The 25,723-nt window shown below is 68.4% G+C and carries 26 protein-coding genes; 13 read left to right on the forward strand and 13 right to left on the reverse strand.

Translation table 11 applies throughout. From position 1 onward, the window contains the following. Window positions 1–44 precede the first annotated feature (44 nt). The 6 genes from rrtA to GW587_RS19045 form a co-directional block, all read right to left on the reverse strand. Window positions 45–575, reverse strand: coding sequence for a rhombosortase (rrtA, locus tag GW587_RS19020; protein ID WP_166106074.1), 531 nt, complete (start codon window positions 573–575; stop codon window positions 45–47). After that, window positions 550–1,383 carry a rhombotarget lipoprotein gene (gene rhlP / locus GW587_RS19025; protein ID WP_166106076.1) on the reverse strand — a complete coding sequence of 278 codons (834 nt, stop codon included), beginning with the start codon at window positions 1,381–1,383 and terminating at the stop codon, window positions 550–552. Before rhlP ends, rrtA begins: the two co-directional genes overlap by 26 nt. Window positions 1,384–1,499: 116 nt before the next feature. Further along, window positions 1,500–3,638: a TonB-dependent receptor gene (locus GW587_RS19030; protein ID WP_166106078.1), complete on the reverse strand. Its 2,139-nt coding sequence runs from the start codon at window positions 3,636–3,638 to the stop codon at window positions 1,500–1,502. A 77-nt stretch (window positions 3,639–3,715) separates the two neighbouring features. After that, entirely contained in the window at window positions 3,716–4,051 is a 336-nt protein-coding gene (locus tag GW587_RS19035; protein WP_229259540.1) for a hypothetical protein, read from the reverse strand. A 48-nt stretch (window positions 4,052–4,099) separates the two neighbouring features. Continuing rightward, complete coding sequence (locus GW587_RS19040; protein WP_166106080.1) at window positions 4,100–4,792, reverse strand: LuxR C-terminal-related transcriptional regulator; 693 nt, start codon at window positions 4,790–4,792, stop codon at window positions 4,100–4,102. Window positions 4,793–4,814: 22 nt separating this feature from the next. Beyond that, window positions 4,815–5,195, reverse strand: a complete 381-nt coding sequence (locus GW587_RS19045; RefSeq protein ID WP_166106082.1) for a hypothetical protein — start codon at window positions 5,193–5,195, stop codon at window positions 4,815–4,817. Between the two features lie 170 nt (window positions 5,196–5,365). Between GW587_RS19045 and GW587_RS19050 the strand changes: the two genes are divergently transcribed. The 5 genes from GW587_RS19050 (at window position 5,366) to GW587_RS19070 (ending at window position 10,696) form a co-directional block, all read left to right on the forward strand. Beyond that, window positions 5,366–6,022, forward strand: a complete 657-nt coding sequence (locus GW587_RS19050; RefSeq protein ID WP_166106083.1) for a response regulator — start codon at window positions 5,366–5,368, stop codon at window positions 6,020–6,022. A 113-nt stretch (window positions 6,023–6,135) separates the two neighbouring features. After that, window positions 6,136–6,594: a (2Fe-2S)-binding protein gene (locus GW587_RS19055; protein ID WP_166106085.1), complete on the forward strand. Its 459-nt coding sequence runs from the start codon at window positions 6,136–6,138 to the stop codon at window positions 6,592–6,594. Beyond that, window positions 6,591–8,771 (forward strand): xanthine dehydrogenase family protein molybdopterin-binding subunit, encoded by a 2,181-nt coding sequence (locus GW587_RS19060; protein ID WP_166106086.1) that lies wholly within the window; start codon window positions 6,591–6,593, stop codon window positions 8,769–8,771. Before GW587_RS19055 ends, GW587_RS19060 begins: the two co-directional genes overlap by 4 nt. Before the next feature lie 14 nt (window positions 8,772–8,785). Then, complete coding sequence (locus GW587_RS19065; protein ID WP_229259541.1) at window positions 8,786–10,036, forward strand: c-type cytochrome; 1,251 nt, start codon at window positions 8,786–8,788, stop codon at window positions 10,034–10,036. Between the two features lie 42 nt (window positions 10,037–10,078). Beyond that, window positions 10,079–10,696: a cysteine hydrolase family protein gene (locus tag GW587_RS19070; RefSeq protein WP_166106091.1), complete on the forward strand. Its 618-nt coding sequence runs from the start codon at window positions 10,079–10,081 to the stop codon at window positions 10,694–10,696. 9 nt (window positions 10,697–10,705) lie between these two features. Here the strand turns inward: GW587_RS19070 and GW587_RS19075 are convergent, their stop codons facing one another. Genes GW587_RS19075 through GW587_RS19085 form a run of 3 tightly spaced genes read right to left on the reverse strand, consistent with a single transcriptional unit; the run spans window position 10,706 to window position 14,313 of the window. Next, window positions 10,706–11,239 (reverse strand): winged helix-turn-helix transcriptional regulator, encoded by a 534-nt coding sequence (locus GW587_RS19075; RefSeq protein WP_166106093.1) that lies wholly within the window; start codon window positions 11,237–11,239, stop codon window positions 10,706–10,708. Between the two features lie 59 nt (window positions 11,240–11,298). Next, window positions 11,299–12,870 (reverse strand): ATP-binding protein, encoded by a 1,572-nt coding sequence (locus GW587_RS31420; RefSeq protein WP_166106095.1) that lies wholly within the window; start codon window positions 12,868–12,870, stop codon window positions 11,299–11,301. A 39-nt stretch (window positions 12,871–12,909) separates the two neighbouring features. Further along, window positions 12,910–14,313 carry an ATP-binding protein gene (locus GW587_RS19085; protein WP_166106097.1) on the reverse strand — a complete coding sequence of 468 codons (1,404 nt, stop codon included), beginning with the start codon at window positions 14,311–14,313 and terminating at the stop codon, window positions 12,910–12,912. A 155-nt stretch (window positions 14,314–14,468) separates the two neighbouring features. Here GW587_RS19085 and GW587_RS19090 point away from each other — a divergent pair, with 155 nt between their 5' ends. The 3 genes from GW587_RS19090 (at window position 14,469) to GW587_RS19100 (ending at window position 16,315) form a co-directional block, all read left to right on the forward strand. Then, window positions 14,469–15,173, forward strand: a complete 705-nt coding sequence (locus GW587_RS19090) for a cysteine hydrolase family protein (RefSeq protein ID WP_166106099.1) — start codon at window positions 14,469–14,471, stop codon at window positions 15,171–15,173. Window positions 15,174–15,184: 11 nt separating this feature from the next. Continuing rightward, window positions 15,185–15,613, forward strand: coding sequence for an OsmC family peroxiredoxin (locus tag GW587_RS19095; protein WP_166106100.1), 429 nt, complete (start codon window positions 15,185–15,187; stop codon window positions 15,611–15,613). A gap of 114 nt (window positions 15,614–15,727) precedes the next feature. Continuing rightward, the gene (locus tag GW587_RS19100; protein WP_166106102.1) at window positions 15,728–16,315 is read left to right on the forward strand and encodes a LuxR C-terminal-related transcriptional regulator; all 588 of its coding nucleotides are present in this window, start codon (window positions 15,728–15,730) and stop codon (window positions 16,313–16,315) included. A 3-nt stretch (window positions 16,316–16,318) separates the two neighbouring features. Here the strand turns inward: GW587_RS19100 and GW587_RS19105 are convergent, their stop codons facing one another. The 3 genes from GW587_RS19105 to GW587_RS19115 are packed head-to-tail and all read right to left on the reverse strand — an operon-like array spanning window position 16,319 to window position 20,575. Continuing rightward, a complete protein-coding gene (locus GW587_RS19105) occupies window positions 16,319–17,746 on the reverse strand; it encodes an efflux transporter outer membrane subunit (protein WP_229259543.1) in 1,428 nt (475 codons plus the stop codon). Beyond that, the gene (locus GW587_RS19110; protein ID WP_207393556.1) at window positions 17,743–18,903 is read right to left on the reverse strand and encodes an HlyD family secretion protein; all 1,161 of its coding nucleotides are present in this window, start codon (window positions 18,901–18,903) and stop codon (window positions 17,743–17,745) included. Before GW587_RS19110 ends, GW587_RS19105 begins: the two co-directional genes overlap by 4 nt. 10 nt (window positions 18,904–18,913) lie before the next feature. After that, window positions 18,914–20,575 (reverse strand): MFS transporter, encoded by a 1,662-nt coding sequence (locus GW587_RS19115; protein WP_166106104.1) that lies wholly within the window; start codon window positions 20,573–20,575, stop codon window positions 18,914–18,916. Between the two features lie 167 nt (window positions 20,576–20,742). On the opposite strand from GW587_RS19115, the gene GW587_RS19120 reads away from it, so the two are divergent. Genes GW587_RS19120 through kefC form a run of 4 tightly spaced genes read left to right on the forward strand, consistent with a single transcriptional unit; the run spans window position 20,743 to window position 24,217 of the window. Then, the gene (locus GW587_RS19120) at window positions 20,743–21,438 is read left to right on the forward strand and encodes a type 1 glutamine amidotransferase domain-containing protein (RefSeq protein WP_166106106.1); all 696 of its coding nucleotides are present in this window, start codon (window positions 20,743–20,745) and stop codon (window positions 21,436–21,438) included. Between the two features lie 2 nt (window positions 21,439–21,440). Further along, window positions 21,441–21,803, forward strand: coding sequence for an SDR family oxidoreductase (locus GW587_RS19125; RefSeq protein ID WP_229259545.1), 363 nt, complete (start codon window positions 21,441–21,443; stop codon window positions 21,801–21,803). A 50-nt stretch (window positions 21,804–21,853) separates the two neighbouring features. Beyond that, the gene (locus GW587_RS19130) at window positions 21,854–22,390 is read left to right on the forward strand and encodes a carboxymuconolactone decarboxylase family protein (RefSeq protein ID WP_166106110.1); all 537 of its coding nucleotides are present in this window, start codon (window positions 21,854–21,856) and stop codon (window positions 22,388–22,390) included. A gap of 21 nt (window positions 22,391–22,411) precedes the next feature. Then, window positions 22,412–24,217 (forward strand): glutathione-regulated potassium-efflux system protein KefC, encoded by a 1,806-nt coding sequence (gene kefC, locus GW587_RS19135; RefSeq protein WP_166106112.1) that lies wholly within the window; start codon window positions 22,412–22,414, stop codon window positions 24,215–24,217. Window positions 24,218–24,226: 9 nt separating this feature from the next. Here kefC and GW587_RS19140 read toward each other — a convergent pair whose 3' ends face one another. Then, entirely contained in the window at window positions 24,227–24,754 is a 528-nt protein-coding gene (locus tag GW587_RS19140; protein ID WP_166106114.1) for a winged helix-turn-helix transcriptional regulator, read from the reverse strand. A gap of 197 nt (window positions 24,755–24,951) precedes the next feature. Between GW587_RS19140 and GW587_RS19145 the strand changes: the two genes are divergently transcribed. Continuing rightward, window positions 24,952–25,704 (forward strand): SDR family NAD(P)-dependent oxidoreductase, encoded by a 753-nt coding sequence (locus GW587_RS19145; protein WP_166106116.1) that lies wholly within the window; start codon window positions 24,952–24,954, stop codon window positions 25,702–25,704. The last annotated feature ends 19 nt before the right edge of the window (window positions 25,705–25,723 follow it).

Raw genomic sequence — 25,723 nt, forward strand, 5'->3', positions numbered from 1 at the left:
AAGTCTCAACGATTATGCCTGCAACCTTGAAAAATGCACAAGTGCTACCGCTGTGGGTGACGCGCAACCAACACATGGCGCCATGCGGCGACGCCGCCGGCGATGGCGCCCAGCAGGTGCGCCTGCCACGAGATCAGCACATCGGCCGGCATGTCGGACCAGCCGTGCGCCAGCAGCAGCGCCTCGGCGGCGATCTTGGCCGCCAGCGACAGCGCCATCGCCGCCAGCGCCATGCGTCCCGGGTTGCCGGCGCGCGGCCACAGCGCGGCGCCGGCCATCACGGCCAGCATCACGGCCAGGCCGGACGAGCCCCGGTAGTACAGGCAGTCCGGCGCGAACAGCAGCAGGCCGATGGAAATGCAGGGCGCCGCCAGCGCCAGCGCGGCCAGCAGCCGGCGCACGCCGTAGGCGCGGGCGGCGATCGATGCGGCGACCAACGCCACCGCGCCGTCGACCAGCGCCTGCTGCCACGAGTAGTGGACCAAATGGCCGCTCCACAGCCGCCAGATCTCGCCCGCCAGCAGCGCGTGGCGGTCGAATTCCAGCAGCTCAGGCGCGGCGTCGGCGAACGGCATAGGCGACGCCGCCCAGCAGCGCGGCCAGGGCGAGGCCGATCCAGCCGACGCTGCCGCCGCCTTTGTAGCCGGCCTTGTTCTCGACCTTGAAGTTGGCGTCGTTCTTGATCCGCTCGCGGAAGTTGTCCAGCTCCGCTTGCAGTTGCGGGATCAGCTGGTCGACGGCGGCGTTATAACCCTCGACCTGCGCGGCGCGCGCTTTCTCGCCGATGCTCACCATGGTGGCGCTGCCCTTGATCTGGCTGGTGCCGGGGGCGCGGAACAACAGCTTGCGGCTCTGGACGTCGAACACCGAGGCGTCCAGCATGGTCTGCACGTCGTACTTGTCGCCGTGGATCACGTAGGCGCCGATGATGGTCCAGTACAGCACGGACAGCGCGTTGTTGTCGGCGAAGCGGACCTGATCGTAAGACAGCAGCGCCACCACTTCGACATCGAACATGCGCGACACCTGGTCCAGGTTGGTGAAGCCGCCCTTGGCGCGCAGGTACTGCGACGGGATGATCTCGATCTTGCCGATGTAGGGATGCTTGGCGAACGATTCCTTGACACGCTCCAGCAGCTTGACCTTCTGCGCCTCGGGCAGGCCGTCGCCCCAGCCGGCGCCGGGCACGAAGGCGATGCCGACGCGCACCGGCGGCCGCAATCTGGTGACGGTCGGCGTCATGACCGGCGCCTCCTTGGCGTCGGGGTACAGATAGTCGACGATGCTGCCGGTCTGTTTGGTTCCGTGGGATCCGCTCCACGAGGCGCAGCCGGCCAACGCCGCTGTGGCGCATAAAACGATCAGGGCTTTAAGGATTCGCATGGCGTCGGTGGTGAGTTGTCGAAGCGGCGGATTATATCGCGATTGTTAACGAATTTGTAATCCGCCGCTGCGGCATCACCGGATGCTACGATCGGTATCGTCGCACGCCGCCGGCGTCAAAAACTGGTCGACAGACCGGCATAGAAGGAACGGCGCTCGGCGTACTGCGGCGCGCCGACGCCCACGCCCGAGCCGTCGCGCAGCAGGTAGGACTTGTCGAAGGCGTTGATCAGCGCCAGCCGGCCCTCCACCGTGCCGACGCCGGTGTTTTTCCAGGTGTGCGTCAGCGCCAGGTTGACGCTGGTGTAGTGCGGCAGGTGGCCGGAGTTCGGCGCGGCGCCGTCCGGCGTCATGCGCAGGCCGCTGCCGTACAGCACATCGCCGCTGATCTGCGAATCGCCCCAGTGGTAGTGGGCGCCGCCCGACACCGTCACCGTCTGGTCGTGGTCGACGTGGATGTAGTGGTTGGCGATGTACGCCAGCTCGTCCGTCCCGAACAGCGACTGGCCCGAGACGATGTTGCTGCCTTCCGCCTTCTGCGTGCTGAAGTTGAGGAAGCCGCCCCAGTTCTTGCGGCTGTAGACGGCCGACAGCTCCAGGCCCTTGGCATAGCCGCGCTCGTAATTGAACGGCGACAGGATCAGCGCCTGGCCGAACTGGCCTTCGTCCAGCATGTTGCGGATCTTCTTGTAGTAGGCGTCGGCGGTCAGGGTCAGCTCCTCGTTGACCTGGTGGCTGACGCCGACGTCGTAGTAGTGGGTGCGCTCGGACTTGACGTTGTCCGACACCGCGACTTCCGGCGCGTTGGAGGTGCCGGCGTATTTGTCGATGCTCGATTGCGCCGCCAGTTCCTGCGTCGGCGGCGTGAAGTAGCGCGAGTAGCCGGCGTGCAGCGCCGTGCCCTTGGCCAGCTGGTAGGCGAGGTTGACGCGCGGGCTCCATTGCTGTTCGTCGACGTAGGCCGCGACTTTGTCGAAGCGCACGCCGTAGTTCAGCGTCAGCGGCGCGGCCAGATGCCACTCGTCCTGCAGATAGACGCTGGAGGTCTTGCCGGTCTTGGCGGCGTTGTCGATGATGGTGCGCGGCGTGGCGCTCAGCTGCGTGCCGTCGTCGGCCAGGTCGAACACGCCGACGCTGTTGTCGCTGTGCGTGGTCTGGCGCGTGTAGGCCAGGCCGGCGCGCACGGTGTGGCTGTCGTTCAGCTTGTAGCTGGCGTCGAACTGCGTGCCGCTGGACGAATTCGAGCGCAGCGTGTTCGACGCCACGCCGTTGTAGATCAAGTCGCCGCCCAGGGCGTCCGGCGTGTAGTGCAGCTCCGAATACTGGTGGAACGCCGAGATCTGGTAATTCAGGTCGCCGATGCTCTTTTGCAGCGACAGCACCAGGAAGCGGTTGACCTCGCGCTGGTTCTCGTCGAGCTGCGACGACGCCACGCCCGGGCCGGCCAGCGCGTACGCCGGCGCCTGGTCCGGATTGTTGGGGATCTGGAAGCGGCCGTTGTAGGTGCCGAACATCAGGCCCAGACGCGTCTGGTCGTCGAGGAAGTAGGATAACGAGCCAAACGATTTATTCTGTTTGGTGCGGTCGTGCAGGGCGCCGCGGTCCGGCAGCGGATTTTCGATGCCAAGGTTGTTCGCCAGGTAGCTGCCGGACAGGTAGTAGTTGAACGCGCCCTGGGTGCCGAAGAATTCCGCGCTCGGTTCGACGTGGTCATGGCTGCCCACCAGCACGCCGACGCGGCCGCCCGACTTGGGCTGGCCTTCCTTGGTCTGGATGTCGACGATGCCGGAGGTGCGCAGGCCGAACTGCGCCGGCAGCGCGCCGGTGATGAAATCGGTCGATTCGACGAAGCGGGTGTCGATCGACTGGCCGAAGCCGCTGATACTCTCCGGCAGTTGCACGCCGTTGACGCGGTACTGCACGTTGCCGTGGTCGTCGCGCACGTGGATCGAGCCGGAGCCCTTGGAGTCCTGGCTCACACCCGGCAGGCGCAACAGGACTTCGTTGAACGGCGTGTTGTCGCCCTGGCCCAGCTGGTCGACCATGTGCTTGTCGATCGAATAGATGGTGGTGCCGATGTTGGGCGACAGGTCGATGCGCGCGCTTTTCAGGTGCGCGGCGGTGACTTCGACCTGCTGCATCGGCGCGGTGTCGGGCGCGGCGACATCGTCGGCATCGACGGCGCAGGCGTGTTGCGCGTAGAAAGCGGCTGCGATCAGCAGTGGCAGGGTGCGGAGTTGTGGCGTGTGCTGCATGTTATGTCCTTGAATGCGTGAACGGCATGCGGTCGCGGCGACAGGGTCGGCGCGACGCGCAAGCGATGAAAAGAAAATCAGAAGGAGTAAACAGCAGCGCCGGGCGGCGCCTGCGAAGGGGGAGTCAGGTAATCGGCATCGGCGGCGACGCGCCCGCCGGGCTGCGCGACCGGCAGCGGCAGGCCGGCCAGCGGCGCCACCGGCGCCACCACGGCGGCCGCCGGCGGCACGCCGGAAGGCATGTCCGCCACCAGGCAGGCGGCGCAATCGGGCTCGTGATCGGTGTAGGCGTGCTTGTGCGCGCCGGCGCCGATCAGCTGCAGCGCCAGGAACACCAGCACGAACAACATCACGACGCGCTGATAGCGCGTCTTGCGGTGTTGCGTGCCTGAGAACAGTGTCGGTGCGTACATGGCGCGATTCTACAGCGCTTCCGGCCTCACCGACAACGACTATCGCCGCTAATGCTGGCTGGCCGCGCCGTCGCCGACCAGGCCGCGCCGCGTCGCCAGCACCACGGCGTGGGTGCGTGCGGTGGCGCCAAGCTTGTCGAAAAGACCTTTCACGTGGGTCTTGACGGTGCCGACGCCGATCCCCAGTTCGCGCGCGATCGACTTGTTGCACTGTCCCTGCGCCAGCAGTTGCAGCACGTCGGTCTCGCGGCTGGTCAGGCCGATGCGGGTGAAGCTGTCGGCGACGCAGCGGCTCAGGTCCGCGCTCAGGTAGCGCATGCCACGGCTCAGCGTGCGCACCGCCGTCAGCAGCTGCTCCGGATCGGCGTTCTGCAGCAGGTAGCCGTGCACGCCGGCCATCATCGCCGTGCGCACCTCCCATTCGCGGTCGAGCTGGGTCACGATCAATACCCGCGCCGTGTGCTCGCCGTGGTGCGCGTTGGCGCAGCGGCGCATGTGTTCCAGGCCGCCGCGATGATCGACGATGATCACGTCGGCGCCGGGATGGAAGTCGGCGTCGGGGCCGGCCATGGTGACCTGCATATCGCCCTCGGCGCCCAGCAGCGCCGCCAGTCCGGCGCGGACGATGGCGTCGCTGTGCGCGATGACGAGGTGGATTTTGGCGCCCTGTGGGACGACGGCGCCTGTGTTACCGCTACCGTGAGCGGGGCTTGGGTTCCAGGTCCTGGTATCCAGTCGCATGTCATTCTCCCTTAAGTTAAGACTAAAATCGCTTGCCGTCCGAGGACATCGGCAGCACCAGCCGGCGGCGTCCGAACAGCCGGGCGTCCAGCGAGTAGGCGCCGGGCCCGATCAGCACCAGTGTGACCGCGGTCATCGCGGCCACCAGCAGCGGCGCGGCGTGGGCCCAGCCGGCGTGCGCCAGGCACGTCAGCTGGAACGCGGCGCTGAGCGCCGCCGCCGCCGGGGTCAGCACGCCCAGCAGCAGCGCCAGGCCGACCACGCTCACCAGCGCCGCCTGCCACCACGGCAGGGCGCCGGTGCAACGGCTCTCGAACAGCAATTGCAGGCCGACGGCCAGGCGCAGCATCAGCAGGCCGAAACCCGCGCTCCCGCGCGGAAAACTGGAGTGAAATCCCCGCATGATGGTCCGGCCTTTACGTTGTTACGCTATACTGTAACAAAGAGTAAGCTTTCCGCCGCCGTTTGCCACGCCCCGATACGGGGGGTGACCCATACCTAGATGGGGGTATGGCACAAAACTTGTGTATGTGTCATGCTGGAGCCGTCCGCCGACTTGAAACGAGAAATTTTATGAATCCGGCCCCGAACTCGCCGATTACCGTACTGAGCGTGGATGACCACCCGATGTTCCGCGAAGGCATCGCCAGCGTCATCGCCGACGAGGCCGATATGCTGCTGGTGGCCGAGGCGACCACCGGCCTGCAGGCGGTGGAGGCCTACCGCCGCGTGCTGCCCGACGTCACGCTGATGGACATCCAGATGCCGGACATGAACGGCATCGACGCGACCATCGCCATCCGCAAGGAATTTCCCAACGCCCGCATCGTGGTGCTGACCACCTACGAGGGCGACGTGCTGGCGCAGCGCGCGATCGCCGCCGGCGCCGCCGGTTATCTGTTGAAGAGCATGCTGCGCAAGGAATTGCTGGCGACGGTGCGCTGCGTGCACGAAGGCCGCCGCAGCATCCCGGCGTCGGTGGCCAGCGGCATCGCCGAGCACTGGCACGAGGGCGCGCTGAGCAAGCGCGAGATCGAAGTGCTGCAGCTGGTCGCAGGCGGCCAGAGCAACAAGCGCATCGGCATGCACCTGGCGATCTCGGAAGAGACGGTCAAGGTGCACATGAAGAGCATCCTCTCCAAGCTCAACGCCAGCGACCGCACCCACGCGGTGACCCAGGCCATCGAGCGCGGCATCATCGACCTGCACGCCTGCGGACAAGGGCTGTAGCGGCGCTCCGCTAGTCACCTAAATCAGCGGCGCCCCGCCCATTCGGGAGAGGTCGCAATCCGGTTTTGCCCCCATAGTTACATCAAATATTGAAGTAACGAACGGGAGCTTGCATGATCACCTTTAACCTGAACGGCGCGCCGCAGACCGTGGCCGCCACCGACGACATGCCCTTGCTGTGGGTGTTGCGCGACCTGGTCGGCATGACCGGCACCAAGTTCGGCTGCGGCATGGCCCAGTGCGGCGCCTGCACCGTGCACCTCGACGGCAAGGCGGTGCGCTCCTGCGTGCTGCCGATGGCGGCGGTGGGCCAGGCGCAGGTCACCACCATCGAAGCGGTCGGCGCCACGGCGGCCGGCAAGAAAATCCAGGACGCCTGGGTGGCGCTGGACGTGGTGCAGTGCGGTTACTGCCAGTCCGGCCAGGTGATGTCGGCCTGCGCGCTGCTGGCGGCAAATCCCAGGCCGAGCGACGCCGACATCGACGCCGCCATGGCCGGCAACATCTGCCGTTGCGGCACTTACAATCGGATCCGCGCCGGCGTCAAGCTGGCCGCCGGAGGCGCCAAATGATGCGCGCGCCGATACCTCAAGCCACGTCCGGCGCGGCACCGTCGCGGCGCGCCTTCCTGCGCCTGAGCGCCGCCGTCGGCGGCGGAATGCTGCTGGGCTTCGGCCTGCCCGGCGCCTCGCGGGCCGCGCGCGGCGCCGGCAAGGACGCCGGCTTCGAAGGCGGCGCTTTCATCCGCATCGATACCCAGGGCGTGGTCACGCTGGTGATGCCGAAGGTCGAAATGGGGCAGGGCATCTACACCGCGATCTCGATGCTGATCGCGGAAGAACTGGAGGTGCCGCTGTCGTCGCTGGCGCTGGCGCACGCGCCGCCGAACGAGGCGCTGTACCGCGACCCGCTGCTGGCCAGCCAGATGACCGGCGGCTCGACTTCGATCCGTTACGCCTGGGAGCCGATGCGGCGGGCCGGCGCCACCGCCCGCACCTTGCTGGTGACGGCGGCGGCGCAGCGCTGGAAGGTCGACGCCGCCGCCTGCCACGCCGAGCGCGGCGAGGTGGTGCACGCCGCCAGCGGGCGCCGCCTCGGCTACGGGCAGCTGGCCGCCGCCGCCGCGCTTTTGCCGGTGCCGCGCGACGTGGCGCTGAAGCCGCCGTCGCAGTTCAAGCTGATCGGCACTCCGGCCAAGCGCCTCGATTCGCGCGAGAAGGTCAACGGCGCCGCGCGGTTCGGCCTCGATGTGCGCCTGCCCGGCATGCTGTACGCGGCCATCGTCCAGAGTCCGGTGTTCGGCGGCAGGCTGGCCTCGGTCGACGACACGCACGCCAGAAAGGTGCCGGGCGTGCGCAACGTGGTCCGCATCGACAACGCGGTGGCGGTGATCGCCGAGCATACCTGGGCCGCCAGGTCCGGCGCGGCGGCGCTGCTGCTGCAATGGCACGAGGGACCCGGTGCCGCCTATACCACCGAGGCGGTGGTGCGCGAGCTGAAGGCTGCTTCGCTGGGGCCGGCCGGCGTCGCCCGCAAGGACGGCGACGCTGCGCAGGCCATGTCCAAGGCGGTGACGCGCGTCGAAGCGGTGTATGAACAGCCGTTCCTGGCGCACGCGCCGATGGAGCCGGTCAACTGCACCGTCCACGTGCGCGCCGACGCCTGCGAGCTGTGGGTCGGCACCCAGGTGCCGACGCGCGCGGTGGCGCTGGCGGCCGGCATCTCCGGCCTGCCGGAGTCGCGCGTCACGCTGCACAACTTCCTGCTGGGTGGCGGTTTCGGGCGCCGGCTGGAGGTCGACTTCATCGGCCAGGCGGTGCGCATCGGCCGCCTGGTCGATGCCCCGGTCAAGGTGTTCTGGACCCGCGAACAGGACATCCAGCAGGACATGTACCGCCCCTACTACTACGACACCATCGCCGCCGGCCTCGACGCCGCCGGCAAGCCGCAGGCCTGGACCCACCGCATCACCGGCTCGTCGATCATGGCGCGCTTCGCGCCGCCGCTGTACAGCAAGGGCGTCGACGCCGACGCGGTCGAAGTCGCGGCCGAGCTGCCGTACCGCCTGCCGAACCAGCTGATCGAGTTCGCCCGCAAGGAGCCGGGCGCGGTGCCGACCGCTTTCTGGCGCGGCGTCGGTCCGGGCCGCAGCACCTTCGTGGTCGAGAGCTTCATGGACGAACTGGCCGCCGCCGCCGGCGCCGATCCTGTGCGCTACCGCCTCGACCTGCTGGCCGGGTCGCCGCGCGCGCGCAGGGTGATCGAGACGGCGGCCCGGGCGGCCGGCTGGCCCGGACCCGCCGTCAAGGGACGCGGACGCGGCGTGGCGATGATGCAGGCCTTCGGCACCTTCATCGCGCTGGTGGTCGAAGTCACGGTGGACGGCGAGGGCGAGGTGCGCGTCAACCAGGTGACCTGCGCGGTGGACTGCGGCCTGGTGGTCAACCCGGACACGGTCACGGCGCAGATCGAGGGCGGCGTCATGTTCGGCATCACCGCCGCCTTGTACGGCGAGATCACCATCAAGGACGGCCGCGTCGAGCAGTCGAACTTCCACGATTACCGCATGCTGCGCATCGACCAGGCGCCGCCGGTCAAAGTGGTGATCGTCCACAGCGGCGAGGCGCCGGGCGGCATCGGCGAGCCGGGCACCGCCGCGTTGCCGCCGGCGCTGGCCAACGCCATTTACGCCGCCACCGGCAAGCGGCTGCGCAAGCTGCCGGTCGGCGATCAGTTGAAGCACGCATGAACAGGATACCCAAGATGATAAGAAGACTTTGCGTGGCGGCCCTGCTGTCCTGCTGCTGGATGCCGTCGGCGCACGCCGCCGACGCGGCCGGAGCGCTGATCGAGCGCGGCGCCTACCTGGCCAGGGTCGGCGACTGCGTGGCTTGCCACACCGCGCCGAAAGGCAAGCCGTACGCCGGCGGACTCGCCATGAGCACGCCGGTCGGCGCGGTCTACTCGACCAACATCACGCCCGATCCGCGCACCGGCATCGGCACCTGGACGCTGCGCGACTTCGAGCGCGCGCTGCGGCACGGCGTGTCCAGGGATGGCCACAACCTTTATCCGGCGATGCCGTATCCGTCCTACGCCAAGGTGCGCGACGAGGACGTCGCGGCCTTGTACGCCTACTTCATGCGCGCGGTGCCGGCGGTGAAACAGGCCAACCGCGAGAGCGACATCCGCTGGCCGCTGAACATGCGCTGGCCGCTCAAGCTGTGGAACCTGGCCTTCCTCGACCAGGAGGTGTTCCGCGACAACGCCGCCCAGAGCGCGACCTGGAATCGCGGCGCCTACCTGACCCAGGGCCTGGGCCATTGCGGCGCCTGTCATACCTCGCGCGGCGCGGCGTTCCAGGAAAAGGCGCTCGACGAGCGCGGCGACCAATACCTGCAAGGCGCGGCGCTGGAGGGCTGGTACGCCTCCAGCCTGGGCGGCGACCGCCGCGCCGGGCTGGGGCGCTGGAACGAGCAGGATCTGCGCAGCTTCCTGCGCACCGGCGCCAACCGCCACGCCACCGCGTTCGGCTCGATGACCGATGTGATCAACAACAGCACCCAGCATTTGACCGATGCCGATACGCAGGCCATCGCGCACTACCTGAAATCGCTGCCGACGCCGGACGGTGCGGGATTGTTCGCGGCGGTGCCGGTCGCCACGTCGGCGCAAGCGCTGTCCGGCGCTCGCGTCTACGGCAAATACTGCCTGCAATGTCACGGCGCCGACGGGCGCGGCGTGCCGCCGTTGCTGGCGCCGCTGGCGTTGAACCCGAACCTGGCCGCGCCCAGGACGGCGTCGCTGATCAACGTCACGCTGAACGGCACGCGCGAGCTGGTGATCGGCGGCTTGCCGGCGCCGTATCCGATGCCCGCCTTCGGCAAGGTGCTCAGCGACGCCGAGGTGGCCGACGTGGTCACCTACCTGCGTGGGCAATGGGGCCAGGGCGCCGACCCGATGTCGGTATCGGCCGACGAAGTGCGCAAGCTGCGCAAAACCACGCGGCGCTGACATTGTCGGCGTCCGCAACCCCTTCCTGAAAGAGAAAACATCATGGCTCATCCACAATATCCCACCTCCACCTCGGCGCTGCTGCTGGTCGATGTGCTCAACGATTTCCTGGCGCCGGACGGCAAGGTCCACGCCAACATCCGCGACCAGATCGAACAGGTCGGGCTGGTCGCCAACCTGACGCGCCTGATCGAAGGCGCGCGCGCCGCCGGCCTGCAGATCGCTTACGCGCCGCACGGCCTGCACGAACATAGTTTCGACGACGTCAAGTACGTCCCGGTGCGCATGCAGTATGCGATGGAGCACCATGTGTTCTGGGAGGGCGAGAAGGGTTCCGACTTCTTTGAGCTGTTTCGCCCGCAGGACGGCGACATCGTCTCCAGCCGGCATCGCACCTTCAACGGTTTCATGGGCACCGACCTCGACGCCAGGTTGAAGGCGCGCGGCATCGAGAAACTGATCTTCGCAGGCCTGACCTCGCAGACCTGCGTCGAAGGCACGGCGCGCCACGCCACCGAGGCGGGCTACCACGTCACCTTCCTGACCGACGCGGTGGCCGAGTTCACGCCCGAGGCGCACAAGGCCGCGCTGGAAATCTCCTACCCGACTTTCGGCCACGAAGTGCTGACGGTCGACCAGGTGCTGGCCGCGATCAGCTAGGGCTGATTGTCACTTCCGGGGAAGGGGGGACTTCTTCGGCTTCGGCGCGCCTTCGCGGAAGGCGGCGCTGCGTTGTTCGCGCTCGGCGGCGTAGGTCTTGCCGATGGTCGGTTCCACGTCGTCGAAAGTGAAATCGCGGCCGCCGCCGGGAATCTGCCACAGGTCGTCGAGCTCGATGCCGCTGGCCTTGTGCACCAGCTTCACGGCCGGCTCGCCGTGCGGGCAATCGTGCTCCCATTTGCGGCCCCAGGTGCGCAGCATCATCAGCACCGGATCGAGCTCGCGGCCTTTTTGTGTCTTGTGGTATTCGTAGCGCGGCGGGCGCTCGCTGTACTGCCGGCGTTCGATCACGCCGTCGCTTTCGAGACGTTTCAAACGCAAGGTCAGCAGGTGCGACGACATGCCGGTCTGGGCCTGCAGCGCGTCGAAGCGGTGCGAGCCCATGCCCAGTTCGCGCAAGATCAACATGGTCCAACGGTCGCCGACCAGCGCGAGCGATCGCGCGATCGGACAGACACTGTCACTGACTTCATCCCAACTCATGGTACTCCTCACTTAGTACCCACATTTTACACCGTTAACAACGTTTAACAGCGCAGGGACTAGAGCGGCAGGGCGGCCGGCGGGAACATCGGATCGTTGGCGGTGCGCAGTTTTTTCAGGGCGTGGGCGCGGATGGTGTGGTGCATGCGATAGCCGGCGTGATCGCCGCGCTGGTCGGTCAGCAGCAGCGACTTGTCGACCAGCGCCGGCAGGATCGTCAGCAGGCTGTCGAGCGAGATGTAGTGGCAGCAGGCCAGCGCCGCCGCGCTGCATGCGGTGAAGCCGTCGCGGAAGATGGCGAGCCGGCGCAGCACGATCTTTTCCTCGGGCGACAAGCGTTCGAAGCCCCATTCCAGCGCGGCCCACATGGTCTGGTGGCGCGCCACCGGGCTGCGGCGCGCGCTGGCCAGCAGTTGGAAGCGCTCTTGCAAGCGCGCCAGCACCTCCGAGGGACTGAGCAGGTCCATGCTCAACGCCGCCAGTTCCAGCGCCAGCGGGATGCCGTCCAATTCGCGGCAGATGGCGACGATGGTGTCGACCTCCCTGGCGTTGATGATGAAGTCCTGGCAGCGGGCGCGGGCACGGTCGCAGAACAGCCGCACCGCCGGCGCGGCGTAGGCGAGGGCCGGCGTCACGACGGCGTCGCGCGGCGGCAGCGCCAGCGGCGGCAGCGGGTACACGGATTCCTGCGCCAGGCGCAGCGGCCCCCGGCTGGTGGTCAGCAGCAGCATCTCGGGCAGGGCGGCGCGCAACCGCGCGATCAGCGCGGCGGCGGCTTGAGGCGCATGGTCGCAGCCGTCGAGCAGCAGCACCAGCCGGGCGGCGCGCAGACGGTGCGTCGGCTGCGCCGCGTCCTCTTCCTCGGCGTTCGGTAGCCGGCAGGCGGCGGCGATGGCGCGCAGCGCGGCGCCGGGATCGGCGCAGGCGGCGGCGTCGAGGAGGCAGCAGGGCAGATCGTACTGCGTTCCCAGCAGCGCGACGACGGCCGCCGCCAGCACGCTTTTGCCGACGCCGGCCGCGCCGGTGACGACCACATGGCGCCGCTCCAGCAGCAGCGCCGCGAGCTCGCGCAAGGCGCCGTCGCGGCCGACCAGCGCGCCATATGCCATCGGTGATTGCAGCGGGCCGCCCTCCGACCCGCGTACTGACCCGCGTACCGTCTCTTGCGGCTGTCCTTGCGCCGCGCCATGCATCGGCCGATGCGCCGGTCCTTGCGCCGATCCCGATACCGTGCGCGCCGCCACGGCGGGCGCCGCATCGGCGGCCGGCGACGCCGCGCCGTCGTGGCGCCGCACCGGCGCGGTGAAGACGTAGCCGCGCCTGGCCAGGTTTTCGATGCACAGCTGGCCGTGCTGCTCCTCGCGCAGCGCCTTGCGCAGCGCCGAGATCTGCACCCGCAGGTTGCCTTCCTCGACGATGGTGTCCGGCCAGACCACGCCGATCAGCTCCTCCTTGGTCACCAGCCGCCCGGCGCGTTCCACCAAGGCCAGCAGCACATCGTAGGCGCGGCTGCCCAGCGCCACCCGGCAGTCGCCATGCAACAGCGCGCGCTCGCACGGCAGCAGCTCGAAGTCGAGGAAGGTGTAGCGGGCGGCGTATCCGGGGGCGGGGGAGACGTCTGGTAGCGACATGGTCGGCAAGGTCGGGGCCTATCGGGGTCGGTGTCAGGGTTATAAGAGCAGATCGGGCAGCAGCAGCGGCGGCAAGTCGCGCAGGTTGGTCGGGTAGAGCGCCTGGCACTGCCGGCGGCGCGCGACATAGCGTTCCAGCGCGTAAGCCTTGGTGCTGTTGAGCAGCCGGTACAGCGTGAAGTCCGGTCCATGGTCGACCGTCACCAGGGACTTGGCGACCAGCGACTGCAAGGTCGGCAGCACCAGCGATTCCGGCAACCCGCAACCGGTGAGCGCGCAGCTGACCGAAATCATGCCGAAGCCGCTGCGGAACACCGACAGCCGGCACAAGGCCGTCTGCTCGCGCGCGCTGAGGCGCTGGAAATCCCAGTCCAGCGATTGCCACATCGATTGCTGGCGCAAAGCGCCTTGCGGATGCGCCGCCGGCGGGGGCTCGGGTGCCGGCGCCGCCGCCGCCGAGGGCAGCAGCTCGGCGTAGCGACGCCAGGCGGTGTCGCGGGCCGCCAGCTCCAACGCCAGCGGCAAGCCGTCGAGGGCTTGGCACAATTCGATCAGTTCCGGCACGTCGCCGTCGTCGACATGGAAATCCGGGCTGTGCATGCGGGCGCGCCGACAGAACAGCTGCACCGCCGCATAGCGGCACGCCTCGGCCAGTGTCAGTCCGGCGCCGCGCGGTGGCAGCGCCAGCGGCGGCAGGCGGAACACGGTTTCGCGGCTCAGTTGCAGCGATTCGCGGCTGACCGCCAGCACCGGCATGCCGGGATGGAGCCTCGGCAGCGCCTGCGCCAGCGCGGCCGCGAGATCGGTGTCGAACTCGCAGTTCTCGAGGATCAGCAGGGATGGCGCGGCGGCGAACGGCAACGCCGGGCCGGCGCCGGGCAAGGCCAGGTCCAGTGTGACCGCGCGCAGGCCGGCGCCGGCGAAGCGCGCCGCCACCGCCCGCGCCACCGCGCTCTTGCCGACGCCGCCGGTGCCGGCCAGCGTCACCAGCCCTTTTTCCTGCAGCAGCCCGGCGATGTGGACGACCGCGTCGTCGCGGCCCAGCGGCATGGAATGGTGGTCGGCCGGCGCCGGCGCGGCCGCGCGCCAGCGCACCTGGGCCACGAAGCAATAGCCCTTGCCGGGCACGCTGTCGATATGCCGGTCGCCGCCGCCGTGCTCGGCCAGCGCCTTGCGCAGGGTGGAGATCTGTACCCGCAGGTTGGCGTCGGTGACGTCGGCGCCATGCCACGCCGAGCGCAGCAGCGTCTCGCGCGGCAGCACGGTGCCGGCCGCCAGGACCAGCGCCAGCAGCAGGTCGAAGGCGCGCGGGTTCAGATCCACCGGCCGGCCATGGCGCGACAGCGTGCGCGCGGCCGGATCCAGCAGGTAGCCGTCGAATTCGCAGGCCGACCCGATCGGAGGGAGCGCGCCCGGGGCGCGGTTTGATGTTGAGGTATCCACGAGCGAATTGTAACACTTCAATATTTAAAGTAACTACCTCCCTCCAATTCGGGAGGGCATCGCCTGATTTCGATGCTAGAGTTTAGCTTCAAATATTGAAGTTTGCTTGCCGCCCGTGCGCGGGCGGCGTTTTCCACCTTTTCGAAAGAACCATCATGAACCTGCTCCGTACCCTGTTTGTCGCCGCCGCCGCCTCCTTGCTGGTGGGCCACGCCGGTGCCGCCGCGCCGGTCTACAGCGCCGCCAAGACCGCGCTGCTGATCGTCGATCCCTACAACGACTTCATGACCGAGGGCGGCAAGCTGTATCAGGCGATCAAGCCGACCGCCGACGCCTCCGGCATGTTCGACAATATGCGCAAGATCATTCCGGCGGCGCGCGCGGCCGGCATGCAGGTGTTCGTGCTGCCGCACCACCAATCCTCGCCCACCGGCGACGACTACGATGGCTGGCAGCACGTCAATATGTTCCAGGCCAAGAACCAGGGCTTGAAGGCGTTCGAAGTGGGCACCTGGGGCGCGCAGTACAACCCCGAGTTCGGTCCGAAAAAAGGCGACGTGATCGTGCGTCAGCACTTCGCCCAGAGCGGCTTCGCCAACACCGACCTGGATTTCCAGCTCAAGCAGCACGGCATCAGCCATATCATCCTGGTCGGTGTGATCGCCAACAGCTGCATCGAATCGACCGCGCGCTACGGCATGGAACTGGGCTACCACGTGACGCTGGTGCCGGACGCGCAAGCGGCATTCAGCCCTGAAGGCATGTCGGCCGCCGCCGAAAACGCGCCGCTGTTCGCGCACGCGATCCTGAAGACGGCCGATCTGCTGAAGCAATTCCCGGCCGCGCGCGCCGCCAGGTAAGGAGGGCGAACATGCAAGCCAAGGGATACTCCACCTGGCGCGGCAACTGGCGGCAGGGCGCCGGCACCATCTCCACCGCCAGCGACAGTGTGCGCGACCAGCCCTACAGCTACGCCAGCCGCTTCGATGGCGCGCCGGGCGCCAGCCCGGAAGAGTTGTTGGCGGCGGCGCACGCCGGCTGCTTCAACCAGGCGCTGGCCAACAACTTCGGCATGCAGTCGCTGATGGCCGGCAGCATCGCCACCAGCGTGACGATCGAGCTGGGCCAGGATGAGCTGGGTCGTCCGGCCATCCTCGGTTCGCACATCTCGGTCGAGGCCGAGGTGCCGGGCGCGACGCCGGAGCAGATGCTGCAATGCGCCACCCGCGCCAGCACCAACTGTTCGATCTCCAAGATCATGCGCTGCGATATCACGCTGGCGGCGCGCCTGCTGCCGTAAGCCTGCGGCATCCGTTGCAGGGCCGTGGGCGCGGCCTTGCAACGCTTAACAACGTTAAACATTCAGCGGCGGCGCCGGTTCGTATAATCGGATTTTCTTACCTGGATGCTGACTATGACAACCCTCTACACGCCCGGGACAGCCATCTGCGCGCAAGTGGCGCATGGCAATCCCCTGATCCGCGCCGGCCTCGCCACCTTCCTCGCCGCCTGCATCGACATCACCGTCGCCGCCACTCCCGATGAACGCCACGACGTCGTCGTCACCGACTACCAGGACGGCCTGCGCCGTCTGCAGCAGGCGCCGCCGGGATGGAAGGGGCGGGTGCTGATCGTCACCGAACAGGACCGCGAATGGAGCGTGCGCACCGCCGTCACCAGCGGCGTGCACGGTTACGTGCTGCAGCATTGCAGCCAGCGCGAGCTGGAGACGGCGGTGCGTTCGGTGGGGCGCGGCTTGCGCTATCTGACGCCAACGCTGGACCGCTGCCTGGCCGACGGCCTGTCGCGCGTCAGCCTGACAGGCCGCGAGAGCGACGTGCTGCGCCTGCTGGCGCGCGGCTTCTGCAACAAGCTGATCGCGCGCGAGCTGGGCATCGGCGTCGGCACCGTCAAGACCCATGTGAAGGGATTGTTCGACAAGCTGGGCGCCACCGCGCGCACGCAGGCGGTGGTGCTGGCCACGGAGCGCGGCCTGATCTGAAGCTCAGCGCGCTGGCGGCGCGGGGCGCTGCCAGCCGCCGCCCAGCGCGCGATACAGATCGACCGAGGCCACCAGCAGCCGCGTTTGCAATTGCAGCCGGCTGATCTCAACCGCGTACTGGGTGCGTTGCGCGTCCAGCTGTTCCAGATAGGAGTTGTAGCCGTTGCGGTAGCGGCTCTGCGCGATGCGCAAGGTGTCGGCGGCGGTGCGGCTGCGGGCCAGGTTGACTTCGGCCTGGGCGCGCAGCTTGGCCAACGCGGTCAGGCCGTTTTCGGTGTCGCGCAGCGCGTTGCGCACCACGTTTTCATATTGATGGAAAGCCTGGTCGCGCTGGGCCGCCGCGATGTCGGTCTGCGCTTGCAGCCGCTGGCCGTCGAACAGCGGTTCGCTGAGGCCGGCCGCCAGCCGCCACAGCTCGGCCGGAGCGTTGATGAATTGATGCCAGCCTGCCGCCTGCACGCCGCCGGCGGCGGTCAGCCGGAACGAAGGCAGCATCTGCTCCTGCGCCGCCTTCAGCGCGGCGCTTTGGGCCGCCAGCATTTGCTGCGCGCGATAGATGTCGGGTCGGCGGCGCAGCAGCGCGGACGGCAGGCCGGCCGGAATGTCGGGCGGGGCCAGCGCCGCCAGCGGCAGGCCGCGACGCACCGCGCCGGGCGCGGCGCCGGCCAGTACCGACAGGGTATTTTCCTGCTCCGCGATGGCCAGTTCCAGTTGCGGAATGGCTTCGCCGGCGGCTTCGTATTCGGCCTTGGCTTGCAGCCATTCCAGTTGCGAGGTGTAGCCGGCGTCGTAGCCCCGGCGCGCCAGATCCAGGCTGTCGCGGCGCAGTTGCAAGGTCTTTTGGGTCAGTTCCAGCTGCGCGTCCAGGCCGCGCAGATTCAGGTAGGCGCTGGCGGTGGTGGCGGCCACCGCCAGCCCCACGGCGTCGGCGTTGGCTTGTTCGGCGCGCTCGGCGGCCAGCGCAACGTCGGTCAGTGCGGCCAGGCGGCCCCAAAGATCGACCTCGTAGCTGGCCTCGACCTGGGCCGCCAGCACGGTGATGTCGATCGGCGTGTTGAAGGCGTTCATGGCGCGGGCGCGCTGCGGCGAAACCGATGCGCTCAGCGACGGCAGCTGGCCGGCGTGCGCTTGCGTGACGCGGGCGTGCGATTCCAGCACGCGGGCGCGGGCGGTGAGCAGGTCCGCATTGCGCGTCAGTGCTTGCGTCACCAGTTCGCTCAGCACCGGATCGCCGAAGGCCTGCCACCATTCCTGGTCGACGGCGCGGCCGATGCCGGCCAGCGACAGCGGTGCGGCGGTGCGCCATTGCTCCGGCAGCGTCAGTGCCGACATCGGCGGCGGCCCGGCGCGGCCGGCACAACCGGCCAGCAGGCAGAGCGCGATGGCGGCGAGGGCGCAGGCGGTTTTGGCGGGCCTGGTGGCGGCCATCATGGCTGGGCTCCCGGCGCCGGTGCGGCGTTGGTGTCGATGCTGGTCACCACCGACATGCCCGGCCCGAGGCGCGCGGCATCGGCCTGTCGTGGGTCGATGCGGATCCGCACCGGTATGCGCTGGGCGATCTTGACGTAGTTGCCGGTGGCGTTATCGGCCGGCAGCGCGCTGAATTCGGCGCCGGTGGCGGGCGAGATGCGTTCGACCACGCCGCTCAGCCGCGCGCCGTCCAGCGCGTCGGCGCGGAACCAGGCGCGCTGGCCGACGCGCACCCGGCTCATTTGCGTTTCCTTGTAGTTGGCGATCACCCACAGTTCGGTCGGCACCAGCGGCATCAGCAGCGCGCCGGCATTGACGTAGGCGCCGCGCCGCACCGCCACCTGGCCCAACCTGCCGTCGGCGGGCGCGGTGATGCGGGTGTTGTCGAAGTCGACCTCGGCGGCGTGCAGCGCCGCGCGCGCGCCGGCCACCGCCGCTTGCAGCGCGGCTCTGTTGACCAGCACCGCGCGCTGGTTTTGGCCGGCGATGTCGAGCGCGGCGCGCGCCTGCGCCACCGCCGCGCGGGCCTGGCTGTTGCCGGCGGTCGAGGCGTCTTGTTCGCGCAGCGACAGCGAGCCGTCGCCGGCCAGGCGGCGTACGCGACCCAGGTCGGCGTCGGCCTTGGTCGCCTGGGCCCTGGCGTTGTCCAGCATGGCCTGGGCCTGGACGATGCCGGCGGCGGCGCTGTGCTTTTGCTGTTCCCAGTTGTCCAGCGCGGCCTGGCTGGCGTCCAGCTGGGCTTGCGCCTGCTCGCGGCGGGCGCGGTAGCTGCGCTGGTCGATGACCGCCAGCAGATCGCCGGCGTGGACCTGCTGGAAGTCGGCGACGTCGACGCTGGTCACGTAGCCGGGCAGTTGGGTGCCGATCATGGTCACCTGGCCGCGCACCAGCGCGTTCTCGGTGCTGACGATGGCGTCGCTGAACGGCGGCAGGCGCCAGGCGTACAGCACCGCCAGCGCGCCGGCCACCGCGATGGCGCCGAAGCCGATGGCGGGCAGCCAGCGCGTCGCCGGGCCGCGTGCCGGCGCCATGGCGGACGCCGCTGGCGTCGTCGGCGGCGGGTTGGCGGCGGTTGATGGGACGGACGGCGGGGAAACGGGCGTTGCGGTGTCGGACATGGTATCGGCTCTAGTGGCTGCTGGTGGAGGTGGAAGGAGCGGCTGCGGCGCGCTGGCCGGCGCAGCCGAGGCAGAAGGTCCAGAATTCGCTGAGGAACAGCCAAGCCATCACCGCGATCGCGATCACGCCCAGGCTCATGAAGACATCGTTGTAGGCCAGCACGTTGGCCTGGCGCGTGGCGGCGCCGGCCAGCGTCGCCAGGCCCTGGCCGGCGCGCGCGGCCGGATCCGACAAGCCGCCGCTGAACGCGCCGGCCGCCGCCTGGACCCGCGCCGCCACCTGCGGATCGGCCAGCGACAAATGTTCGACCAGATAGCTGGAATGATATTTCTCGCGCACGATCTGGAAGGTGCCGACCAGCGCGTTGCCTAGCAAACCGCCCAGGTTCTGCGTGATGGCGAACATCACCGACAGGCTGACCAGGTAGCGCGGTTCCTGCAGCACCGGCCCGAAGCCGGCCAGCAGCGTCGGTCCGAAGAAGAAGGTGCTGCCGAAGGCCAGCATGAACTGGCTCAGGTACATCTGCTCCGGCCGCGTGTCGCTGGTGACGCCGGCGTCCATCAGCGCGCCGGTCGCGATCAACGCCAGCGCCACCAGCAGCGAGCGATTCAAATTGGTCGGCTTGATGGTGGCCGCGCTGACCACCAGGCCCAGCACGCTGCCCGCCAGCACGCAGCAGAACATCGTGTGCATCTGGTCGGTGTGCAGACCGAGCGCCTGGAACAGGCCGACCACGCCGACGCCTTCGGCCAGCACGATGCGGATCAACAGCACCGACAGCGCCAGCCTGGCGATCTGACCGCTGCCGAGCCAGCGCACGTCGAGCAGCGGCCGTTCGCGGCTGCGTTCGATCAGCAGTGCGGCGGCGATCAGCAGCAGCGCGCCGGCCAGGCTGGCGCCGACCCACGGCGCCTCCAGCCACCAGACGTAGCGCCCCAGCGCCAGGGCGGCGCACAGCAGCGCGACGCCGGGCGCGAACAGCGCGAAGGTGACGAAATCGATTTTCTCGAACGCCCGCGTGCGGTCGCCGCGCGGCAGCTTGAGCAGCAGCACGCAGCCGAGCGCCAGCAGCGACAGGCCGGCTTCGAACCAGACCAGTCCCTGCCACTCGCCGATTTCCAGCAGCTCCGACGAGATCACGCGCGCCAGCGGCAAGGCCAGTTGCGACGCGCCGAAGCCCAGCACCAGCGCCTTGATGCGGTGCACCGCCGGAAACGCCTGCACGCAGTAGTTGGCCGCCAACACCGTCAGTGCGGCGCCGACCAGACCGTGCGCGGCCCGCACCGCGATCGCGGTCGGCAGGTTGTGCGCGTACAGGTGGGCGAAGGCCACCAGCGCGTACAGCGCCAGGAACAATTCGGTGAACAGTTGCAAACCGTACTGCTGGCGGAACTTCACCAGCAGCAGATTCATCGACACATTGGCCATCACGTACGCCGCCGGCAGCCATTGCATCTCGGTGGCGTAGGCGCCGAACGAGCCTTGCAGGTTGAGCAGGTTGGCGATCACCAGGCCGTTGCTCAGGCCGCCCGCCATGGCCAGCACCAGCGCCACCAGGCCGAAGGCGACCCGGCGCGGCAGCGGATGATCCGGCGTCGATGGCGACCCCGGCAACTGCGGCCGTTCCTGCGGCGACCACTGATGCGGCGCGTATTCGTCCTGGTCTTCCATGCTCGCTCCGTGGGATGTCGAGCCGCGATTTTAGGCAAGAAGCGGCCGCCTCGCGGTTAAGCGTTGTTAGGCCGGCAGGCGCATGCGGTTTACATGTTTTAATAGCTTCAAAATATGAAGCTGGTGCTAAGATCGGCTCCCGCGACCCAACCACCCATGGAGATGTGATGCAGATCTTGTTTATCGTGACCAGCGCCGAACGCGGCTATTGGTTGCCCGAATTGACCCGCCCGTACTGGCACCTGACCGAGCGCGGACACAGCGTCACGCTGGCCAGCCCCGCCGGCGGCGCGGTGCGCCACGACCGCCTGAGCAATCCGCACAGCGAAGGTTCCTGGGAAGCCGGCTGCCTGGTCAGCAAAGGCTTCCTGGCGGATCCGGCGCTGGCCGCCGCGCTGGAGCAGACCACGCCGCTGGCGGGGCTGGACGCCGCAGGCTACGACGCGGTGCATGTGGTGGGCGGCACCGGCGCCGCCGTCGACCTGTATCCGAACCCGGAGGTGGCGCGCCTGCTCGCGGCGTTCTGGGACGCCGGCAAGTTGGTCGGCGCGATCTGCCACGGCGCCATCGCGCTGGGCAACCTGGCGACGCGGCTGGCCGGCCGCAGCGTCACCGGTTTTTCGCTGGCCGAGGATCTGGAAGCGGAAAAATTGTACGGCAAGGACTTCATTCCGCATTACCCGCAACCGGTGCTGGAGCAGGCCGGCATGCGCTTTTCGCACGTCGAACCGTGGGGCGTGCGCGCCGTGGTCGACGGCAAACTGGTGACCGGCCAGAACCAGCAATCGGCGTCCGAATATTCGCTCGCCTTGCTGCACGCGCTGCAAGGCGCCAACCCCGTCGTCAACCTCACCAAGGAATGAGCATGGCAAAGAATATCTTCAGTCTGGAAGGCAAAGTGGCGCTGGTCAGCGGCGGTTCACGCGGCATCGGCGCGGCGGTGGCGGCGATCCGCGCCGCCGCGCGCGTGATGGGCGAGGGCGGCCGCATCGTCTCGATGTCGTCCAGCCTGGCCAGCATCACCGTCAACGTGCTCGGCGTCGGCTCGGTCGACACCGACATGAATCCGCAGCACGGTCCATCGTCCGACTGGCAGAAGAGCGTCAACGCGGTGGGCCGCTTCGCCCGGCCCGAGGAGATCGCCGCCGCCGTGGCCTTCCTGGTCAGCCCCGCCGCCAGCTTCGTCACCGGTTCGGTGCTGGCGGTCGACGGCGGCCGCCGCGCCTGAGCGCGCGGCCGGCTTTCCCTATTGTATTATTCGTCTGGACCAAGGAAATCATGACTCGATTACATACCGCACCGGTGGCCGACGCCACCGGCTCCGCCGCGCAATTGTTCGCGGCCATCAAGGCCTCGGCCGGCATGGTGCCGCAGGCCTACATCGACATCGGCAGCAACAGCCCGGCGGCGCTGGAGGCCGCGCTGCACCTGGACGCCGCGCTGCGTCGCGGCACGCTGCCGGCGCAGGACGCCGAAATCGTCAAGCTGGTGGTCAGCGAAATCAACCGCTGCGACTACTGCCTGGCGGCGCACACGCTGTTGGGCAAGAAGACCGGCCTGACGGCGGCGCGCATACTCGCCATCCGTCACGGCCTCGACACCGGCGACGCCCGCATCGATGCGCTGGCCGCCTTCGTCCGCCAGCTGGCGGGCAGCAGCGGCACGCTGCCGGCGCACGCGCTGGCGGCGATCCAGGCGGCCGGCTACAGCGATGCGCAAATCGTCGACATCGTGCTGGCCATGACCGCCATCAGCCTGACCAATCTGTTCAACCGCGTCAACGACACCGCGATCGATTTTCCGCCCGCCGACTAATATTTTTTACGGAACCCCCACATGGAACATGGCTTTCTCCTGCACACCTTGTATTACCTGGTCGCCGCGCTGATCCTGGTGCCGCTGGCCAGGCGCGCCGGAATGGGCGCGGTGCTGGGGTATCTGGTGGCCGGCGCCGCCATCGGTCCGTGGGGGCTGGGCCTGATCGACAATGTCGAGGACATCCTGCATCTGTCCGAGTTCGGCGTGGTGCTGCTGCTGTTCCTGATCGGGCTGGAGCTGCAGCCTAAAAAACTGTGGTCGCTGCGGCGGCCGATCTTCGGCTGGGGCGGGGCGCAGGTATTGCTGGTGAGCGCGGCGCTGACCGGCGCCGCGATGGCGCTGGGCGTCGACTGGCATATCGCGCTGGTGGCCGGCATGGGGCTGTCGCTGTCGTCGACCGCGATCGTGCTGGCCACGCTGGGCGAGCGCAAGCTGTTGCCCAGCCCGGCCGGTTCGGCCAGCTTTTCGATCCTGCTGTTCCAGGACATCGCCGCGATCCCGATGATCGCGCTGGTGCCGCTGCTGGCCGGCGTGGCCTCGGCGCACGGCAACCACGGCTGGGCGGGCGTGGCGCGGCTGGTCGGCGTGCTGGCGGCGCTGATCTGCTTCGGCCGCTTCCTGGTCAATCCCGCCATGCGCTTCCTCGGGCAAACCAAGCTGCGCGAATTGTTCACCGCTTTTGCGCTGCTGCTGGTGATCGGCATCTGCATGCTGATGGAGTCGGTCGGCCTGTCGATGGCGCTCGGCACCTTCATGGCCGGCGTGCTGCTGGCCGACTCCGAATACCGGCACCAGCTCGAAAGCGACCTGGAACCGTTCAAGGGCTTGCTGCTGGGGCTGTTCTTCATGGCGGTCGGCATGTCGGCCGACTTCGGCGTGCTGCGCGCCCATCCGCTGCTGGTGCCGGCGCTGGCCTGCGGCCTGCTGCTGATCAAGGGCGCGATCCTGTACGGGCTGGCGTTCCGCTTCGACATCCCGCGCGGCCAGCGGCTGTTCTTCGCGCTGCTGATGTCGCAGGGCGGCGAGTTCGCCTTCGTGGTGTTCGGCGCGGCGGCCGGCGCCAGCGTGCTGGAGGCCGAGACGGCGGCGATGCTGGTGATGGTGGTGACCTTGTCGATGGTGGCCACGCCGCTGCTGTTGCTGCTGTACGACCGGGTGGCGGCGCCCCGGCTGCGCACGCCCAAGCGCGAGGCCGACGCGATCTCGGCCGACAATCCGGTGATCATCGCCGGCTTCGGCCGCTTCGGCCAGATCATCGGCCGGCTGCTGGTGGCCAACCGCATCGGCGTCACGGTGCTGGACCACGATCCGGACCAGATCGAGCTGCTGCGCCGCTTCGGCCTGAAGGTGTACTACGGCGACGCCACCCGCCTCGACCTGCTGCTGGCGGCCGGCCTGGCGCAGGCGCGCGCGCTGGTGGTGGCGATCGACAACGTCGACGACAGCCTGGCGCTGGTGGACGCGGTGCGCGGCCGCTTTCCCGAGCTGGCGATCCTGGTCCGGGCGCGCAACGTCAGCCACTACTATGCGCTGCTCGACCGGGGCGTGACGCTGATCGAACGCGAGACCTTCGAGGCCTCGCTGCAGCTGGGGGCCAAGTTGCTGGAATCGTTGGGCTTCGGCGCCGAGCGCGCCGGGCAGGCCGCGCAACTGTTCCGCCGGCATAACCTGAAGACGCTGATGGAGGTCTATCCGCACCAGCAGGACCAGGACAAGGTGGTGTCGCTGACGCGCAAGGCGCGCCAGGAGTTGGAGGAGATGTTCGCCGGCGACGCCGCCGCCTTCAAGGACACGCCGCCGGAGCAGGCGCGGACGGCCGAATAAGCGTCCGGCCTATTTCGCCGGCGGGTCTTTCTTGCGTTTGACTTTTTGCTGGAACACCGCGCCCTTGGCCTCGCGTTCCTGCAGGTAGCTGTCGTGCATGGTGGCTTCGATGTCGTCGAAGGTGAACGGCCGGCCGGTGTTCGGGATCTGCCAGTGGCCGTCGATGACCTCGCCGGTGGCCTTGTACACCATCGCGATCGACGGATCCGAGCCGAGCGCGCTCTGGCCCCAGCGTAGCCCCCAGGCGCGCAGCGTCAGCAGCACGGCGTCGAGTTCCTTGCCCTTGGCGGTGGCGTGGTATTCGTAGCGCGGCGGCCGCTCCAGATACCGGCGGCGCTCGATCAGGCCGTCCTCCTCCATGCGCTTGAGCCGCGTCGACAACAGGTGCGACGAGATGCCGGTCTGCGCCTGCAACTCGTCGAAACGCCGCGAGCCGATCGACAGCTCCAGCATGATCAGCAGCGTCCAGCGGTCGCCCACCTCCGACAAGGCGCAGGAGATCTGGCACACGCTTTCCGCAATTTCGTCCCAACCCATCTTTCTTCCTTTCGGGATAGGCCGCGCCTTATCCCCGATTGTCGCTTGACAGTCGTCCAGTATGCCTTCAATATTTGAAGCCTAATAACTTCTAATTTTGAAGTGATTACCCCGCCCCATAAGAGCTGGAGTATAGCCTGTCCGCCGTCATCCGAGGGCAGGCGGCTCCGCGTCCTTTACTTGAATAAGGAAACACCATGCAATCACTATCCGACAAAATCGCCCTGGTCACCGGCTCGTCCAAGGGGATCGGCGCCGGCATCGCCCGCGCGCTGGCCGCCGCCGGCGCCACCGTGGTGCTCAACTACGTCAGCGGCAAGGCCGACGCCGAGCGTGTCGTGGCCGAGATCGCCGCCGCCGGCGGCAAGGCCAGCGCGGTGCAGGGCGACTTCTCGCGCGAGGAAGACATCGTGCGCGTCTACGCCGGACTGAAACAGAGCCACGGCCGGCTCGACATCCTGGTCAACAACGCCGGCGTGTACGGGTTCGGCCCGATCGAGGAGCTGACCGGCGCCGAGTTCCACCGCCAGTTCAACCTCAACGTGCTGGGCATGCTGCTGTCGGTGCGCGAATCGCTGCCGTTGTTCGGCCCGCAAGGCGGCGCGATCATCAACATCGGCTCGATCGCCGGCAAGATGCCGGGCGCGATGGCGTCCATCTACGCCGCCACCAAGGGCGCGGTCGATTCGCTGAGCATGTCGCTGGCCAAGGAGCTGGGCGGGCGCATGATCCGCGTCAACAGCCTCAACCCCGGCCTGATCGAAACCGAGGGCACCGTCGCCGAGGGCCTGATCGACGGCGATTTCCACCAGGTGGTGCTGAACACCACGCCGCTGGGCCGGGTCGGCCAGCCGGCCGACATCGGCAAGCTGGCGGTGCTGCTGTCCTCCGACGACGCGTTCTGGATGACCGGCCAGCAGCTCGCCGCCAGCGGCGGCATGACGATGTAACACCACAACCACCGAAATG

This window comes from Duganella aceris (genome assembly GCF_011090165.1).
Taxonomy (GTDB): Bacteria; Pseudomonadota; Gammaproteobacteria; order Burkholderiales; family Burkholderiaceae_D; genus Rugamonas; species Rugamonas aceris.